This is a genomic window from Limosilactobacillus pontis DSM 8475, assembly GCF_001435345.1.
GTDB classification, from domain to species: domain Bacteria; phylum Bacillota; class Bacilli; order Lactobacillales; family Lactobacillaceae; genus Limosilactobacillus; species Limosilactobacillus pontis.
The window spans coordinates 1-16330 of the sequence record NZ_AZGO01000002.1; the positions used below are offsets into that span (position 1 = coordinate 1).

Sequence of the window (16330 nt, forward strand, 5' to 3'; positions counted from 1 at the left end):
ATGAAACCCCATATGAAGTATTTTTTGACAAACCGTTGCACTTAGTTTGACAATTCACCATATGAAAAAACGAGAACAGGCGGTGGCGAGTAGGCAAAGCTTAGGGGAAACTTAGGTAAGTTAAGAAAAAGCTAATCGGGTGAGCGGCGTTTTGTCACGGAACATCACGCTTTAGGGCAGGATGTGATACAATAACTATGAATGCTGTAAAACGGCAGCAGATTTAATCAGGCTTGGTGCGGCCGTAGCGGTTGATCGCCTGACCGCTTAAAATTCCGGTTTGGGATGGCACCGAGATAAGATACAAAGGAGAGTTTTGACATGATTCAAACAATTGATTTGAAAAAGGGTATGGTCTTTGAACGTGATGGCAAGCTGCTGAAGGTTCTGCAAATCAACCACCACAAGCCAGGTAAGGGTAACACCCTGATGCAGATGGACATCCAAGACCTGCGTTCTGGCTCCATCGTTCACACCACGATGCGTCCTTCCGAAAAGGTTGAACAGGTTAACGTTGACAAGCGTTCTGCCCAATACCTCTACGACGAGGGTGACGACGCGGTATTCATGGACCTGGAAAGCTACGACCAATACACGCTGAATCATGACCTGCTCGGTGACGACAAGAACTACCTGGTTGAAAACATGAAGGTTACCCTGAACTTCGTCAATGGCGACATCATCGGTGTTGACCTCCCAACCACGGTTGAACTGACCGTTGCCCACACGGAACCAATGATCAAGGGTGCCACGATCGATGGCGGTGGTAAGCCAGCCACGATGAACACCGGTCTGGTAGTTAACGTCCCAGCCTTCATCAAGGACGGCGACAAGCTGATCATCAACACCACGGATGGTAGCTACAAGTCCCGTGCCTAAATTTTTAATAATTACAAAGACCCCGGTGAACGGCCGGGGCCTTTTATTTTTAGTTTAAGCTTAGCGATGAGAATTAGCCTTTGGCGGGCGGATCTGGTAGAATGTTCTTCCACAAGGAGTGATTTTTACTTGGACTTAGACATACAGCCCGTCAGACCGGGCCAAGATAACTATCGACGTGTAAAGCAGCTCTACTTCCGGGCCTTCCCGAAGTACGAGCAGGAACCCTGGAGCTGGCTAATGCTGAAGAGCCGCTTCAAGCGGGCCGACTTCATGGCCTTCTACGACGAGGATCAGTTTGTGGGCTTTGCTTACGTGATCCACAGCCAGGGTTGCCACTACATCCTCTTCCTGGCGGTGGCTGACCAGGTACGGTCACAAGGCTACGGCAGCCGGATCATCCACCAGCTGCGTCGCCACTACCGGGATGATTCCCTCCTCCTCGACGTTGAGGAGCCAGATGACCGCGCCGCCAATAATCAGCAGCGGCTACGGCGGGTGGCCTTTTACCGACGCAACGGTTTCTACCCGACGACCAAGCGCTTCCCGGAGGAGCACGTCACCTTCCGGGTCCTGGCCACCAAGCGTCAGATCAACGGCCAGCGGGTGGACCGGATCTTCGACTGGTTTTCTTGGCCACTGGGCTGGTTAATTCAATAGTGAGTAATTGGGCAGGGGAACACCTTGCTCATTTTGTTTACTGGAAAATTCAGCAGATTCGGTTGATAATACAAGAAAAGGGGGGAATCACCATGCAGGAAGCACTGGATTTTTTGACGATCACGGACCGAGAGGCAGTGGACCGGCTAACCGCGACCCTGTTTAGCCACCACCTGTTGATCGTGGGGCAGACGGGCAGCGGCAAGACGACGACCACCCTCTCGTTATTGGGCCAGCTCCAGCAGCTGAACCAGACGGCGATCATCCTTGACCCGACTGGTGAGTACACCAAGCTACCCAACGCGATCACCTACCGGCTAGGCGACAACTGCTACCTCGAGGCAGGGAAGCTGACGGTTGACCAGCTATTGACCACCCTCCAGCTCCAGGTCGATCCTGGCCTGCAAGCCAAGCTGCGGCAGGCGGTCACCGACCTTCAGATCCAGCACAACATTCAGGATGCCCCGGGTATTTACCGGCGCTTGGGACGTTCCCTGGCCGACTATCAGGCCGACGAAAACCAGCTGGGGGCGTGGGCCAGCGACTTCCCGGTCCAGGATCTCTTCGCCCAGCTGATTGAGGAGTTCGTGGTCCCGTTCGCTGATGACCGGGCCGATTACACCTGCCTGGGCCAGCAGTACGACCGGGCCACCATCAACCACTACTGGCCACTGTTGACGGCAATCCATGACCAGCTGGCCAGTCCCACCTTCCGGGCCCTCTTCGACATCGACCACCACGCCGGAACGATGAAGAGTGAGCTTAACTTCATCCTCAAGATGTTCCTCCACCACCGGAGTAGCCACCGGACATTGGTGGTCGACCTGTCGCTGCTAAAAGACTATGAGGAGAGTCAGCGCCTGATTATTTCGCTGTTGCTTAAGGAAATCCTTCGTCTCCGCCTCCACGACAACGCCGGCTTCCCAGTTAACGTAATCATTGATGAAGCCCACCGTTACCTGCCCAAGGACGAGCGTGACCTGGCGGACAATGGCATCTTCCAGCTGGTGCGGGAAGGCCGGAAGCTAGACCTGAAGATGATCCTGACGACCCAATCCCCGCTTGACCTCCCCGCCCGTCTGCGCTCTCAATTCAGTGACCTGCTGGTTCACCGTCTCCTTGACCAGGCAGAGATAGCCAGCCTCCCCAGTGCCGGGCTGACCCTCCAGGATGCCGGTGCGTTGTCGGTTGGTCAGGCGGCTCTCTGCGTGTTTGGTGAGGCGCCGACCCTGGTGAAGGTGAACTTACCGGAGTGGCGGAAGGCCGGTGGCCACCGTGACTAGGGGGATCAAGTTGGCTCTGTGCTGCCTACTGATGGCCGGGGCAACGGTTGCTGGAACGGTCCAGCAGAATTGGGCGGCGTTAAAGAGCCCCGCCAAGCTCAGCACGGCCACCCCGACAATTTTCGTTCACGGGATGCCAAGCAGCTACCATTCCGAGATCAAGATGGTGCGGAGCCTGATTGACGCCGGGATCACCACGCCGGACAATGTTGTCCTGGCAACGGTTACCAACGATGGCCAAGTAACCTTCAATCACTACTTGCCGGCTCATCCCCACAACCCGATTATCGAGGTCAACCTGCAGAACAGCCACGAGCGCGATAACCACATTTCAGCAGCCTGGATTAAAAACGTCGTAGTTGCCCTCCAGCGGCAGTACCACTTTAGTCGGGTGAACTTCGTCGGCCACTCCAGCGGTCCGCTCCTGATCCTATGCTATATCATGGATAACGCCAACGATCCACAACTGCCCCGGGTGGCGCGGCTGGTTTCACTCGGTGGGGCCTTCAATGGTGCCCTGGGCAAGCGCGACCGCCCGAACACGATGCAGCTGGCGCCGGATGGCCTGCCGGTGACCCGCCAGGTCAAGGAGTACCGAAAACTTCTCCCGTTACACGGGAGTTTTCCACGCCACATCCGGGTTCTCAACCTCTACGGTGACCTCCAGGATGGCAGCAACTCCGATGGCCGGGTCGCCAACAATTCCTCGCGGGCGATGCGCTACCTAGTGGCCATTCGGGCCCGATCCTACCGGGAGGTCCGGGTGACGGGGGCTAAAGCGGACCACAGTGGGTTGCATAATAATAAAAAGGTTGATTTTTACCTAATCCGCTTTCTTTATGGGCAGAACTGCTGATTCAATTTATAAAATTACCGATGACCAACGATTCACAATTGAAAATATGCATCACAACTGTAAACCACCCGTGCTGATGTAACAAAAATGTAAAGAAAAAATCGAATTATGTGCTTTACTTCACAATACTAAACGCTTATAATGTCTCTTGCAAATGAATGATTTGCTCTTATTTTAAGAATAATAGCGTCTTTAGTATTAGGATGAACCGCACATCTCTTTTATATCCAATTAACGTCAACTACCGAGCGTGGTTCATGCTAAAAGCGCACTAAATAAAAAGATAACCTGTGTTGTGGTAAGCGCAGGTTATCTTTTTTGCTTTTAAAGCAGGTGTTGTTGTTTCATCAGCTCGCCGATCCAGTTGTTCTCCAGCTTCTTGAGCAGGGGCTTTTCGACCAGCTTTGGAATTGGCAGATCCATGTCCTTCAGCGGCTTCTTGTCGTTCATGTAGTACATCGCCCGCATCAGGGTCCGGATGTCGTAGATCGAATTGAAGACCTCCGGCACACCCCGGTCAACGTTCATCAGGGTGTAGACGGCTTCCATCGCGGTCCGGACCGAATACTCGGTAGTGAAGACGGTGTCACGGGTCGGGGACTCGGCAAAGTTACCGATGAAGGCCAGGTTGGCGGATCCGATTGGCACGACAGCTGGCCGGTCGCCCTTGACCCGGGGCATGAAGTAGGAGGTGACAAACGGCATGTAAACCGGTACGGTATTGATCGAGGACTCGTCGGCCAGCTTGTCAATCAGGGCCGTTGGGACCCCGAGGTGGTAGAGCCACTCCTTGGTGATCTCCTCACCGGTACAGTCGACGATCCGCTTCTTGATGTAGTTCCCCTTGGTATCGGAGTAGAGGCCATAGATCCAGACACTCGTCTCGTTTGGCTTCTGCTTCTTGAAGTGGGGCTGGCGGTGGATCGCCCAGGAGAGCATCCAGTTGGAGTCGGTGACGGTGATGATCCCACCGGTGTTGACCTTGCCGTCGTGGAGGTCCCGCTTGGTCAGCCGCTCAATGTAGGGTTCGACCTGGGGGTTTTGACGGTCGCCGTGGCTGAGATGAACCAGGACCGCTCCGGCAGGTTCTTGCAGAAGACGTCGGGATGTCCGAAGGCCGGTGACTGTTTAGCGATGTTTTCCCAGAGCTTCCAGCTACCGCCCAGGGCCCGGGTTGGCTTGGCAGCTTCGTGGTGACTGCCGTAATTGGAGCTCTCGGTGATCGAACCGTTGGTGACAAAGACCAGGTCATCGTCGGTCAGGTCGATCTCCTTGTGGTCACCCCCCTGGGTCATGACGATCTTCTTGGCGTGCTTCTCGCCATCCTTGGTGTCAACCAGGACGTTTTCCACCTGGGTGTCATAGTCGAAGTGGACGCCGTGGCCCTTGAGGTAGGCCAGTAGTGGCTTGGTCATCGACTCGTACTGGTTATACTTGTTGAACTTCAGGGCGGTGAAGTCCGGCAGGCCGTCGATGTGGTGGATGAACCGCATCATGTAGCGCCGCATCTCGGCCAGGGAGTGCCACTTCTCGAAGGCAAACATGGTGGCCCAGTAAGTCCAGAAGTTGCTTTCAAAGAATTCGTCGGAGAAGTAGTCCCCAATCGTCTGGTCGCCGAGTTGGTCCTCAGGGGTCAGCACTAGCTTGGTTAGCTCCTTGATGGCCTTCTTGGAGAGGAGGTACTTACCATCGGATGGGACCTCGTTACCGCGGTTGTAAGTCAGTCGGCAGTTGGAACTGTTCGGGTCGTTCTTGTCGAGCCAGTAGTACTCGTCCAAGTATGATGCCCCCGGAATCTCCAGGGATGGGATGGACCGGTACATGTCCCACATACACTCGAAGTGGTTTTCCATCTCCCGGCCACCCCGGGTCACAAAGCCGACGTCTGGCCGATCCTGACCATCCAGAGAACCACCGGCGATCGGTAGCTCCTCGAAGATGTGGATCTGCTTGCCCGGTACCTGAGCGTCACGGATCAGAAAGACCGCGGCGGACAGGCCAGCCAACCCGGCCCCGACAATGTAGGCGTGCTTCTTATCGGCCCCCGCTGGCTTGCGCGGCCGGGCAAAGGCTTCGTAGTTTCCGTTAGAATGATACATCAGGAATTACCCCTTTCTGTTGAGCCACAACAACTAACAACTTAATTGTATGGTAAACGCTTCCTAGTGTCAATTTCTTGATAAGAAGGGGAGTAATTGGCGGCCAAAACGCTTATAATTGACAATGATAAAGAAGTGCGGGTGAAATTATGATAGAAATCAATGGACGACGATATTCGTTCCCCAAAATTTTAACATTTGGCTTCCTGCTGGTGATCATGCTGGGGACCGCCATGCTATTGCTGCCGTTTGCGACACGGCCGGGCCTCCACACCAGCTTTATGACGGCCTTCTTCACGTCAACCAGCGCGACCTGTGTGACGGGGTTGACCCTGGTCAGCACCGCCGGCCACTGGACACCCTTTGGTCAGGTGGTGATTGCCGTTTTGATGGAGGTCGGTGGCCTGGGCTTCATGACCTTTGCCGTCATGATGTCACTGATGATTCGGCGGCGGATGCGGATGTCGACCCGCCTGCTGACCCAGGAGGCGCTCAACCTCGACCACCTCTCACAACTGAGTGTGGTCTACCTGATCATCCGGCTGTCGATTCTGATCCAGCTGGTCGGCGCCGTCTTCCTCTTCTTTGACTTCTACCCGCGCTACGGTTTATTGCGAGGAATCTGGTATAGTATCTTTCACGCGATCTCGGCCTTCTGCAATGCCGGCTTTGATCTCTTTGGCAACAGCATGGAGAACTACGTCAACGACCCCTACATGCTCTGTGTGCTGATGGTCCTGATCGTGGCGGGGTCCTTTGGTTTCCTGGTCTGGAAGGACATTCTGGGCTACCACCGTTACCACCACCTATCCCTGCACACCCAATTGGCGTTGCGGACCGGATCCGTGTTGTTCATTTTATCGTTTTTGGTCTACCTGATTACCGAGCACAACCTGGCCCAGCTGAGCAGCACCTTGTCGAGTCCCCAGCGCCTGCTGAACACGATCTTCATGGCAGTAACGCCCCGGACAGCCGGGCTGATCACCTTCCCGTACACGAAACTGAGCGCGGCTGGGTTGAGCTTCACGATTATCCTAATGTTCATCGGGGGGACGCCGGGATCGACGGCCGGTGGGGTTAAGACGACCACGGTTGGTCTGCTGGCTATCCAGAGTATCGCCACGCTGCGGGGACAGAAGGATACTGAATTTGCCCACCGCCGCTTCACCCAGGAGAATATCTACCGGGCCCTGACCCTCTTATTCGTGGCCCTGGTGATCCTGCTGGCGGCGATCCTCCTGTTAGTCGAGACCCAGGCCCTGCCCAAGCATGACTCGCTAGCCTACGTGACCTTCGAGGCGGTGGCGGCGTTTGGAACGACCGGGATCTCACTGGGGATCACTGCCCAGCTAAATTTCATCGGTCAGGTCATCATTATGATTCTGATGTTTATCGGCCGGGTCGGCATCTACACGGTCATGTTTTCGATCTTCAATGCCCAGCCGAAGCGCAAGAGCTACCATTATCCAGAGGAGAGTGTTTTAATTGGCTAAAAAAGAAAGCTACGCCGTGATCGGGATCGGCCAGTTCGGGGCCTCCATCTGTGAGTCCCTCGTCCGGGCCGGTCAGGAGGTCCTGGCGATTGATATCAACGAGGACGTCATTAACGAGTTGGCCAACTCGGTTATGCGGGCGGTGGCCGCGGATGCCCAGGACGAGGACACCCTGCGTGAACTCGACATCGGCAGTTTTGACCACGTCTACATCTCGATCGGCAAGAACATCGAGGTCAGCATCATGGCAACCCTGATTGCCAAGGACCTTGGTGCCGCGGATGTAACCTGCCGGGCCGAGAATGCCAACCATGCCCGGGTCCTGGAGCGAGTCGGTGCCGACCGGGTTGTTCGGCCGGAGCACGACCTGGCCAAGCGGTTAATCTTCCAGCAGCTCAATCCCAGCGTCGTTGATTACGTCACCCTGAGTAAGGAGACAACCCTGGCTGAGATCATCATTGATAATCCCAAGTTTGTGGGAAGAACTTTGGATGAGCTTGATTTCCGGAATAAGTACAACGTCAATGTGATTATCATCGTTGGTGCCGACGACCAGGTCAACCAGATGCCGCAGGCCAACGACGTGATCCAGCTCCACGACAAGATCACGGTGGTTGGTAAGCTCACGGACATTCAGAAACTTAACGATATTGTTAATTAGGGGAAAGCAAAATGAAATTAAGGGAAATTAACATTGTTACCATCTTAGCGGTGGTTTGTTTTGTTGTTGTGTTCGGTTTGATCGGGACCTTGGTCAGCCACCTCTACTGGAACTTGATCTGGCTGGTCCTCCTGATCGCCTGGGCGGGGATCCTGGTCCACACCCTGACGACCGGGCACCTAAAGATCTGGCAGCACCTAGTGGATCGGATGGAGTTTGGCGACCATGACCAGGTCTTAGACCTCAGCGCCGGTCGCCTGAATGACCTCCTTCTTTTGGCCAAGAACCTTCAGGCACCCGCCAAGGTAACCGGGACCGGGAACTGGCGCCAGGACCAGCATGCTGTTCAGGCCCGGGTCAATGCGGCCGGGGTCGCGGACCGGGTGCGGTTGGTGGACACCGACGTCTTTAACATGACCTTTCCGGACCGCAGCTTTGACAAGGTCCTGGTCGACCTGGCCTTCCACAACATCAATCCGGCCCTGAAACGGAACCGGTCGGTCCAGGAGGCGGCCCGGGTCCTCAAGGCTGACGGGACGATGGCAATCGTTGACTTCGGCCATGTTGAGGAGTACAAGCGAATGCTGGCTAGCCTGGGCTTCAACGACATCCGGGTGGTCAACACCGGCTTCAACGGCTGGTGGGGTGGTCCCTGGACGACGACCAAATTGATTGTTGCACGACATTTTCGGCAAAGAAGGTAATTAAAATGAAGTACGTAACAATGAATGGTGAACGCCTGAGTCAAATCGGCATCGGCGGGGCGGACCTCGGCCGGCGTCCCTTCAAGGAGGCTGAGGCGATCCATTATGGCCTGGAGCACGGCATCAACGTGGTCGACACCGCCGAGAGCTACCCGGGCAGCGAGGAGCTGATCAAGTGGGGGATGACCGACATTGACCGCCAGCAGGTCTTCTTGATCTCTAAGGTCCTGCCTAGCCACGCCACCCCGGACCAGGAGCGGCGGAGTCTGGAGGGGAGCCTGAAACGTCTGGGCGTTGACTACCTGGACCTCTACCTCCTTCACTGGCGGGCTAACGCGGACCTTACGCAGGCGGTGGCCGGCCTGGAGCAGCTCAAGCAGGAGGGCCTGATCCGCCACTGGGGCGTTTCCAACTTCGACGTCAAGGATATGGAGGACCTCCTCAAGGTGCCCCACGGTGACCAGTGCTTTGCCAACGAGGACCTCTACAACCTGACTAGCCGGGGAGTCGAGTATGACCTCCTGCCCTGGCAAGCAAAACACCAGGTGGGCTTTTTGGGTTACTCGCCCTTCCACGCGGTGGGCTGGAACTACCTCCACCCGACCAAGGTCCTGCGGGATATCGCGGCGGCCCATGATACCGAGCCCTACCCGGTCATGCTAGCCTGGATCACCCGGAACAACAACCTGGTGACCCTGCCCAAGGCAGCCACGGTTGACCACGTCAAGGCCAACATTGCGGCGATGGACCTCAAGCTGACGGACCAGGAGCTGGCGATGATCGACCGCGAGTATCCGGCCCCGACCAAGAAGGTTCCATTGGAGAAAATTTAAAACATGAAAACGGCAAGATCGCGATCGAATGACCACGGCCTTGCCGTTTTAGCACTAATTTAGAAGAACAGCTTGCTCATGATGATCATGAAGACCAGCAGGCAGGTGGAGCTGATGACCGCGGCACCGAAGACCGCGCCACCACGCTTGAAGATTACCTTGAAGTTGACGGACAGGCCCAGGGCAGCCATCGCCATCCCCAGGAAGATGTAGGCGGCCTGAACCAGGACATCCAGGGCCGCTGCGGAGAACGGCAGGAAGGTCCCCAGAATACTGGTCAGGATGAAACCACCGAGGAACCACGGGATTGGCAGCTTCTTTGGGGCTGCCGTGTGGTCTTCCTCACTCTCTTTGACCAGACGGTGTTGGTACCAGTAGCCGACGATCAGGGCCACCGGTCCAGCAGGAGAACCCGGGACAGCTTCATGATCAGGGCGTTGTCCAGGCTCTCCTCACCGAAGGCCCCCCGGCTGCCACCGCGTGAGCGATTTCGTGAAGGGATCCCCCGGCGACGATCCCAAACTGTGGATCGGTCAGGTGGAGAAGGGGCTTGATCCCGATTTCGATCAGGGTAAAGACAGTCCCCATCACGCAGACCACCGCGACGGCGAGCACCTCGTCCTCACGCTTGCGTTCCTCGTCGGTTGTTTCCAGCTGTGGTGAAACCCCCATGACGGCGGCAGCGCCACAGACCCCACACCCGCAGGCACTGAGGATTGCCAGTTCGTCACTGGCCCCGAACTTGCGACTGAGGCAGTAGGTCAAACAGATCGTTCCGGTAACGGCTACGGCGGCCACCAGGATGGTCTTAACCCCGGCCTCGGCCAGAGTTTCCAAGTTTAACCGAAAACCGAGCAGGATAATTCCCAGGCGCAGGAACTTGTTGGAAATGAAACCGACCCCCGGTTTGGCTTCTGCCCGCATATGTGCCGGTGCTAGCTGCATGGCGATCCCCAATAATAGGGCGAGAACCAGGGCTCCGATCAGGTTGACGTAGGGGAGCTTGGTCAGTAATACCCCGGCTATACGGAGCAAATTAACGTCATGATGGCTGCTAGCCAAAATGACTTAGTCTTCATAATTGACATTGTTTTTCAAATAACCTCCTCAAAAAATGACAATGCCTGTTTAACTGTACCAGAGCTGCCCATAGAAGCAAGGGTAAATCATCATGTAACCCCTTTCCATTGGGCATTTTCGTCGGCCCCGGGGTAGAATAGGGAGAAATAGTTTTATGAGGGGGATATTAATATGCAGATTAGGAATGTCAAACTCGCCCAGGCCCATTCGTCCCTGGACATCTACCATAGTGCCAGTGACGTGGTCCTGCCGGCAGTCGTGATCGTGCCGGGCGGCAGCTACCAGCAGATCAAGGAGCGGGATTCCGAGCGGGTGGCCCTGACTCTTGCCACCCACGCCTTTCAGAGCTTTGTGGTTCGCTACCCGGTTCTGGAGTATCGTGACTACCAGGCAGCCAAGGTGGCTATATCGCAGACCTTTGACTACATCGTGGCCCATGCGGACGAGCTGGGGGTTGACCCGGAACGACTGGGGATCCTCGGCTTCTCGGCCGGTGGCCAGTTAGCGGCGGCCTACAGCAACCAGTCAGGGACCAAGGCACGTTTTGCCGCCCTGGGCTACCCGGTGATCAAACCAACCATTGACGAACGGATGGGGGTCACCACCGAGGACGTCAGCCAACTGGTGACGGACCGGACCCCGGCCACCTTTGTCTGGGGGTCGGTCAACGACGGCCTGACCCCCTATCTGGATCATATCAACGCCTACGTGACGGCCCTGGCCCAGCACGGGGTACCGTTTGAACTTCACGAGTTTGGGACCGGCAACCACGGGATCGCCCTGGCTAACAAGTATACCGGGATCGTCAACCGGGACCGGGTCGACCGCCACATGAGCCGGTGGTTCCCGCTTTTTTTGGAGTGGCTAGGCAACCTTAAATAATTAAAAAGGATCGATCAGCGTTTCAGCCGGTCGATCCTTTAGTTTTTATAGGGCCGCATGGACCATCTTGATGTGGGGCGTCGATACGTGGATATAGGGTTCGCCCTCACTGTGGAAGCCAAATTTTTGGTAGTAGCCCTCCACCTGGACCTGGGCGTCGATCTCGATCTTATTTCCCGGGAAATAATCACGGATGGTATCCATGATCTGGGGGAGAAGTTCATTACCCAGTCCGCGGCCGCGGAAGTTGGGAGCGGTGACCACCCGGCCGAAGGTGACCAGGCCGGGCGCCTTCAGGTAGACTCGGGAGTAGGCGGCAACCTGGCCGTCCAGTTCGTCATAGACGTGGATCGCCTTGAGGTCGTTGTCGTCGATGTCGTTGTGGATTCGCTGCTGCTCGACGGTGAAAACCTCGTCGCGGAGCTTGTAGATTTCGAATAGTTTCATGGTTGATAGGTCGTCAAATGCGCGTCTTTGCCACATGTTTTCTGCCTTCTTTTCATAGAATACCTAAATTGTAACGCGTTTGGTTGCCACCTCGGCAATGAAATGCTGGTCGTGCTCGATAATCAGCATCGCTGGGTGCGCCGTCTGGATGAGCTGGATCAACTGGCCCTGGTTGTAGGTGTCCAGGTAGTTGAGCGGTTCGTCCCAGATGTAGAGTTGGGCGGGGGTCAGAAGCGACCGGGCGAGCTCGACCTTCTTCTGCTGACCCATGCTCAGCTGGTCGAGCGGAGTGGTGAAGCTGGCCCGTTCCATCCCCAGTTTCTTTAGGGTGTTGAGCAGCTGGTCGACCGGTAGGTGGTTGCGGTGGGCGTAGGCGGTGAGGCTGCCGCGCTGGTCGGTGTAGTGTTGGCGGACCAGGCTGACCGTTGTCCCGTGGGCCAGGGTGATCGTTCCGCTGACTTGCCCGACCGGTTGGCCGAGGATCGCCTTGATCAGGGTGGACTTCCCGCTGCCGTTGTCCCCAGTCAGCAGGACACACTCGCCCTGCTTGACCGTCAGGGAGAGGTCGGTGAAGACTTGGCGTCCGGGCAGGGTGATCCCGACCTGCTCGAGGGTCAACAGGGTCTGGTGGTAGCTGGACTGCTGGTTGGTGGTCAGTGGGGCGACGGTCTCGACTTCCTGGAGGAGGCCGGTCTTGGCCGCGGCGACCTGGTCGAGCCGGTGGGCCATCGTTTGCGACTTCTTCATCATCTTGGCGGCCTTGGCCCCGATGAAACCCTTGTCAGCGTGGGCGTTGTGGCGCTTTTCGCCCTCGGCGCGTTGTGGCCACTGGAGGCGCTGCTGCTTGGCGGCGTGGAGGCGTTGGATATCGGCGTGGAGACGGTCATTAGTGGCGATTGCCGTCTGGTTGCGGCGCTTCTTTTGGGCGAAGTAGGTGGAATAGTTGCCCCGTTCCAGGACCAGCTGGTGACGCTCAATCACCAGGGTGTGGTCGATCAACCGGTCGAGGAAGGCCTGGTCGTGGCTGGTGATGATGAAGCCCTGGTGCTTGGCTCGTAGGTAAGCGGCGACCTCTTGCCGGCCCCGCGTATCGAGGTGGTTGGTCGGCTCGTCCAGGAGGGGAAAGACCCCGGGTTGGGCGAAGAGGGCGGCCAGCAGGACCTTGGTCTGTTCCCCGCCGCTGAGGGTTGCAAACGGCTGCCAGAGAAGGACCGGGTCGACGCCCATCAGGTTGAGTTCCCGTTCGACTTGCCACTCTTCCAACTGTGGGGTGCCTGCGCTGAGGTTGTCCCAGGCAAAGGCAGTCGGGTCGGTTACCGCCTGGGGAAAGTAGGCGAAGGGAAGATTGCTCGCTACCCATCCTTGGTAGTCGAGTTGACCCATCAGGATCTTCATCAGGGTCGTCTTCCCTCGGCCGTTTCTCCCGAGGAGGCCCAGTTTCCAGCTGCCGTCAATGGCCAGTTGACAATCAGTGAAAAGCGGCTCCTGCCCCGGATAGGCGAAGTTGAGTTGCTTAATGGTGATGTTTCCCATTTCAGATCACGTTCCTTTCGGAATACAGACACGAAAAAAGGCCCACCACCCGGGTAGACCTTTTAAAGTGAGCAAAAAGACATACTTTGCCACAATTTGCTGATCAATGATTGAAATTTAATTCTACCCGGGCATCCTTTGTCGTGTCGATGAACAAACGATGCATTAATTTGTGTAGAATTAGAACTTCAATGGTTGATCCCTCCGTTAAATTTGCTGACCGTAGTATAGCAGGAGCCCGCGGGGCGTGTCAACTACTTACTCAGTTCACCATCGGCAATCTTGTCAAGCAGTGGCCGGGACGGGATGAAGAAGAGCTGGCCGGATAGGATGTCGGAGAAGGAGAGGAGGTAGTCGTGCTTCTCGATCATGTTCTCCAGCATCTTCTTGGTGACCGTCCAGTGGCGGGCGTAGCCGATGAAGTAGGTCCCGGTGATCCCAACAGCCGGGTCGGAGTACGGTACGTTCATCCGGACGATCTTCTGCTCAACCCCGTTGATCTTGGCTTTGGGAGGCAACGTTGTGGGCGTTTTTGAACTTCTCAGCGTCTTTCAGTTCCAGATCGCTGGACTTCTTGCGGCCGACTGCCTTCTCCTGGTCCTCAGTGGTTAGTTTGTTCCAGATGTCCATGTGGTGTCGCCACTTCTGGGCAAAGGCGTAGGAGCCGTTTTCAAAGAACGGATCCTCATCACCGACGATGGCGTATTCAGCGGCGTCCTCGACCTGGGGGGCCTCGGTACCATCAATGAAACCGATGATCGCCCGGCCCTCGAAGTAACGAAAGCCCTTGGTCTCATCGACAACGGTGGTGTAATCCTTTAGGAAGAGCATGCACTGGGCCATCAGTTCGTAGACTGCGGCCTCATCGTTGGCCCGAATATGGAGGAAGATGTCCCCTTCAGTGGCGGGCATGGCGTACTTATCCCCGCTGATCGTCTTATAGGTTTCCAGTTCCTTGGGCTTTGGCGCGTCAGGGAAAAGGTAATCCCAGGCGGCGTTAGAAAAGCCCAGGGAGGCCTTCAGGTTACCCCGGTTGTCACGGATACGGAGTGAACGGACGATGGCCTGGTAGCGGTCGACAAATTCCTCGATGGCGGCTTGCTCCTTGGCCTGGTCCTCACGCTTTAACTCCAGTACGGTGAACTGGACGTGTTCACCGGCGTCCTTCCAGACGTCCTGTGCTTGGTTTGGGTTCATGGTCATAGTAAGATCCCCTCTCAAAAAATAAAGTTTATCAACAATTTTATTATAGCATCTGTTATCTGACCCTACTGGATTAGATCCGGCAATCTGTCTATTTAATATTGAAGCCGTTTACAAATAAAGCTACAATAAAAATGTGAAATATTTTACGATTTTTCGTATTGGACTTTTTTATTTGGCAGATTTGGGGTGAGGAATTTGCAAGAAACGAAGAAAAAGCACCGGTTCCATATGCCGTCTGCTTATACGATCTTGTTCATTATTATTGTCATTATTGCCATCCTGACCTGGATTATTCCAGCCGGGACCTACGCTACTGATAAGGCCGGCAACATCATCTCTGGAACCTACAAGGCGGTTTCCAGCAAGCCGCAGGGGATCTGGGATGTCTTCATGGCGCCGGTCATCGGGATGGTCGGGGACAAGAAGACGGAGGGGGCGATCTCCGTCTCCCTGTTCATCCTGGTCATCGGGGGCTTCTTGGGGGTTGTGAACAAGACTGACGCCCTTAATGAAGGGATCAGCTCGATTGTCCGGCGTTACAAGGGCCGGGAGAAGCAACTGATTCCGATCCTGATGATCCTGTTTGCCATCGGTGGTTCCACCTACGGAATGGGTGAGGAGACGATTGCCTTCTACCCACTGCTGATTCCCGTCATGATGGGGGTTGGCTTTGACTCGCTAGTTGCCGTGGCGATTGCCTTGGTCGGGACCCAGGTTGGGTGCCTGGCCTCGACTGTCAACCCATTCGCTACCGGGGTTGCATCACAAACTTTGAATATTTCACCTGGTGATGGCCTCGGTTCCCGGTTGCTTTTGCTGATTATCACGACCGCCGTCAGCATCATCTACGTCTACCACTACGCTTCCGTTATCCAGAAGGACCCGACTAAGTCACTGATCTATGACCAGCGGGCCGAAGACGAGAAGCGGTTTGCCATCAAGGCGCGGACCGATGATGACCACCAGATGACCGGCCGCCAGAAGGCTGTTATCTGGCTCTTCGGATTGACCTTCGTCATCATGATCCTCGGGCTGATCCCGTGGACCAACCTGAACAGCCACTGGACATTCTTTGATACCTTTACCAAGTGGTTGACCGGGATTCCATTCCTGGGTAACCTTTTGGGGCACGATATGGCGCCATTGGGGACCTGGTACTTTAACGAAATCACGATGCTCTTCCTCTTCATGTCCGTTGTGATCATGTGGGTCTACCACATGAAGGAGGGCGAATTCATGGACGCCTTCATGAAGGGAATGGCCGACTTCCTGAGCGTTGCCATCATCGTGGCTGTTGCGCGTGGGATCCAAGTGGTCATGAACAACGGGATGATTACCGGGACCGTCCTGCATTGGGGTGAAATGGGCCTGCATGGGCTCTCACAGAGTGTCTTCATCATCCTGACCTACATCTTCTACATTCCAATGTCATTCCTGATTCCATCGACCTCTGGACTGGCCGCCGCAACCATGGGGATCATCGGCCCACTGGGTCACTTTGCCCACGTCTCCGGTAGTCTGGTTATCACGGCTTACCAGGCTGCCTCTGGCTGGGTCAACCTGATCACGCCAACCTCCGGGATCGTAATGGGGGCCCTGGCCATCGCTCATGTCAACGTCAGTGTTTGGTGGAAGTGGATGCTCAAGTTGATGATCTACCTATTTATTGTTACCTGTGTATTCTTAGGTGTTGCTGCCGTATTGTAAAAGGGAT

At 55.8% G+C, this 16330-nt stretch carries 12 protein-coding genes and 3 pseudogenes; 10 read left to right on the plus strand and 5 right to left on the minus strand.

What is annotated here, in order from left to right; translation table 11 throughout:
- Positions 1–321 precede the first annotated feature (321 nt).
- From efp to FD34_RS00035, 4 genes are all read left to right on the plus strand, one after another.
- Positions 322–879, plus strand: a complete 558-nt coding sequence (efp, locus tag FD34_RS00020; RefSeq protein WP_057805525.1) for an elongation factor P — start codon at positions 322–324, stop codon at positions 877–879.
- Positions 880–1008: 129 nt separating this feature from the next.
- Positions 1009–1539 (plus strand): GNAT family N-acetyltransferase, encoded by a 531-nt coding sequence (locus FD34_RS00025; RefSeq protein ID WP_057805527.1) that lies wholly within the window; start codon positions 1009–1011, stop codon positions 1537–1539.
- Between the two features lie 92 nt (positions 1540–1631).
- Positions 1632–2822, plus strand: a complete 1191-nt coding sequence (locus FD34_RS00030) for an ATP-binding protein (RefSeq protein WP_083479734.1) — start codon at positions 1632–1634, stop codon at positions 2820–2822.
- Positions 2806–3678, plus strand: a complete 873-nt coding sequence (locus FD34_RS00035; RefSeq protein ID WP_152936768.1) for an alpha/beta hydrolase — start codon at positions 2806–2808, stop codon at positions 3676–3678. Before FD34_RS00030 ends, FD34_RS00035 begins: the two co-directional genes overlap by 17 nt.
- A 324-nt stretch (positions 3679–4002) precedes the next feature.
- Here the strand turns inward: FD34_RS00035 and FD34_RS00040 are convergent.
- Positions 4003–5777, minus strand: a pseudogene (locus FD34_RS00040) (oleate hydratase).
- Between the two features lie 149 nt (positions 5778–5926).
- Here FD34_RS00040 and FD34_RS00045 point away from each other — a divergent pair.
- From FD34_RS00045 to FD34_RS00060, 4 genes are read left to right on the plus strand one after another with little or no spacing between them, the layout of a single operon-like run.
- The gene (locus FD34_RS00045) at positions 5927–7270 is read left to right on the plus strand and encodes a TrkH family potassium uptake protein (protein WP_057805531.1); all 1344 of its coding nucleotides are present in this window, start codon (positions 5927–5929) and stop codon (positions 7268–7270) included.
- Positions 7263–7931 (plus strand): potassium channel family protein, encoded by a 669-nt coding sequence (locus tag FD34_RS00050; RefSeq protein ID WP_057805533.1) that lies wholly within the window; start codon positions 7263–7265, stop codon positions 7929–7931. Before FD34_RS00045 ends, FD34_RS00050 begins: the two co-directional genes overlap by 8 nt.
- Positions 7932–7942: 11 nt before the next feature.
- On the plus strand, positions 7943–8635 hold the full coding sequence (locus tag FD34_RS00055; RefSeq protein ID WP_057805535.1) for a class I SAM-dependent methyltransferase: 693 nt from the start codon (positions 7943–7945) through the stop codon (positions 8633–8635).
- Positions 8636–8655: 20 nt separating this feature from the next.
- On the plus strand, positions 8656–9468 hold the full coding sequence (locus FD34_RS00060) for an aldo/keto reductase (RefSeq protein WP_057805575.1): 813 nt from the start codon (positions 8656–8658) through the stop codon (positions 9466–9468).
- Positions 9469–9527: 59 nt separating this feature from the next.
- Here the strand turns inward: FD34_RS00060 and FD34_RS00065 are convergent.
- A pseudogene (locus tag FD34_RS00065) lies at positions 9528–10556 on the minus strand (YeiH family protein).
- Positions 10557–10719: 163 nt separating this feature from the next.
- Between FD34_RS00065 and FD34_RS00070 the strand changes: the two are divergent.
- Positions 10720–11430, plus strand: coding sequence for an alpha/beta hydrolase (locus FD34_RS00070; protein WP_057805537.1), 711 nt, complete (start codon positions 10720–10722; stop codon positions 11428–11430).
- Positions 11431–11475: 45 nt separating this feature from the next.
- Here FD34_RS00070 and FD34_RS00075 read toward each other — a convergent pair whose 3' ends face one another.
- The 3 genes and pseudogenes from FD34_RS00075 to FD34_RS00085 all read right to left on the minus strand — a co-directional run bounded on the left by FD34_RS00075 (position 11476) and on the right by FD34_RS00085 (position 14613).
- Positions 11476–11877 (minus strand): GNAT family N-acetyltransferase, encoded by a 402-nt coding sequence (locus tag FD34_RS00075; RefSeq protein WP_235805940.1) that lies wholly within the window; start codon positions 11875–11877, stop codon positions 11476–11478.
- 63 nt (positions 11878–11940) lie between these two features.
- Positions 11941–13410, minus strand: coding sequence for a ribosomal protection-like ABC-F family protein (gene abc-f / locus FD34_RS00080; RefSeq protein ID WP_057805541.1), 1470 nt, complete (start codon positions 13408–13410; stop codon positions 11941–11943).
- Positions 13411–13664: 254 nt separating this feature from the next.
- Positions 13665–14613: pseudogene (locus FD34_RS00085) on the minus strand (Dyp-type peroxidase).
- A 231-nt stretch (positions 14614–14844) separates the two neighbouring features.
- Between FD34_RS00085 and FD34_RS00090 the strand changes: the two are divergent.
- Positions 14845–16323, plus strand: coding sequence for a YfcC family protein (locus FD34_RS00090; protein ID WP_420814152.1), 1479 nt, complete (start codon positions 14845–14847; stop codon positions 16321–16323).
- The last annotated feature ends 7 nt before the right edge of the window (positions 16324–16330 follow it).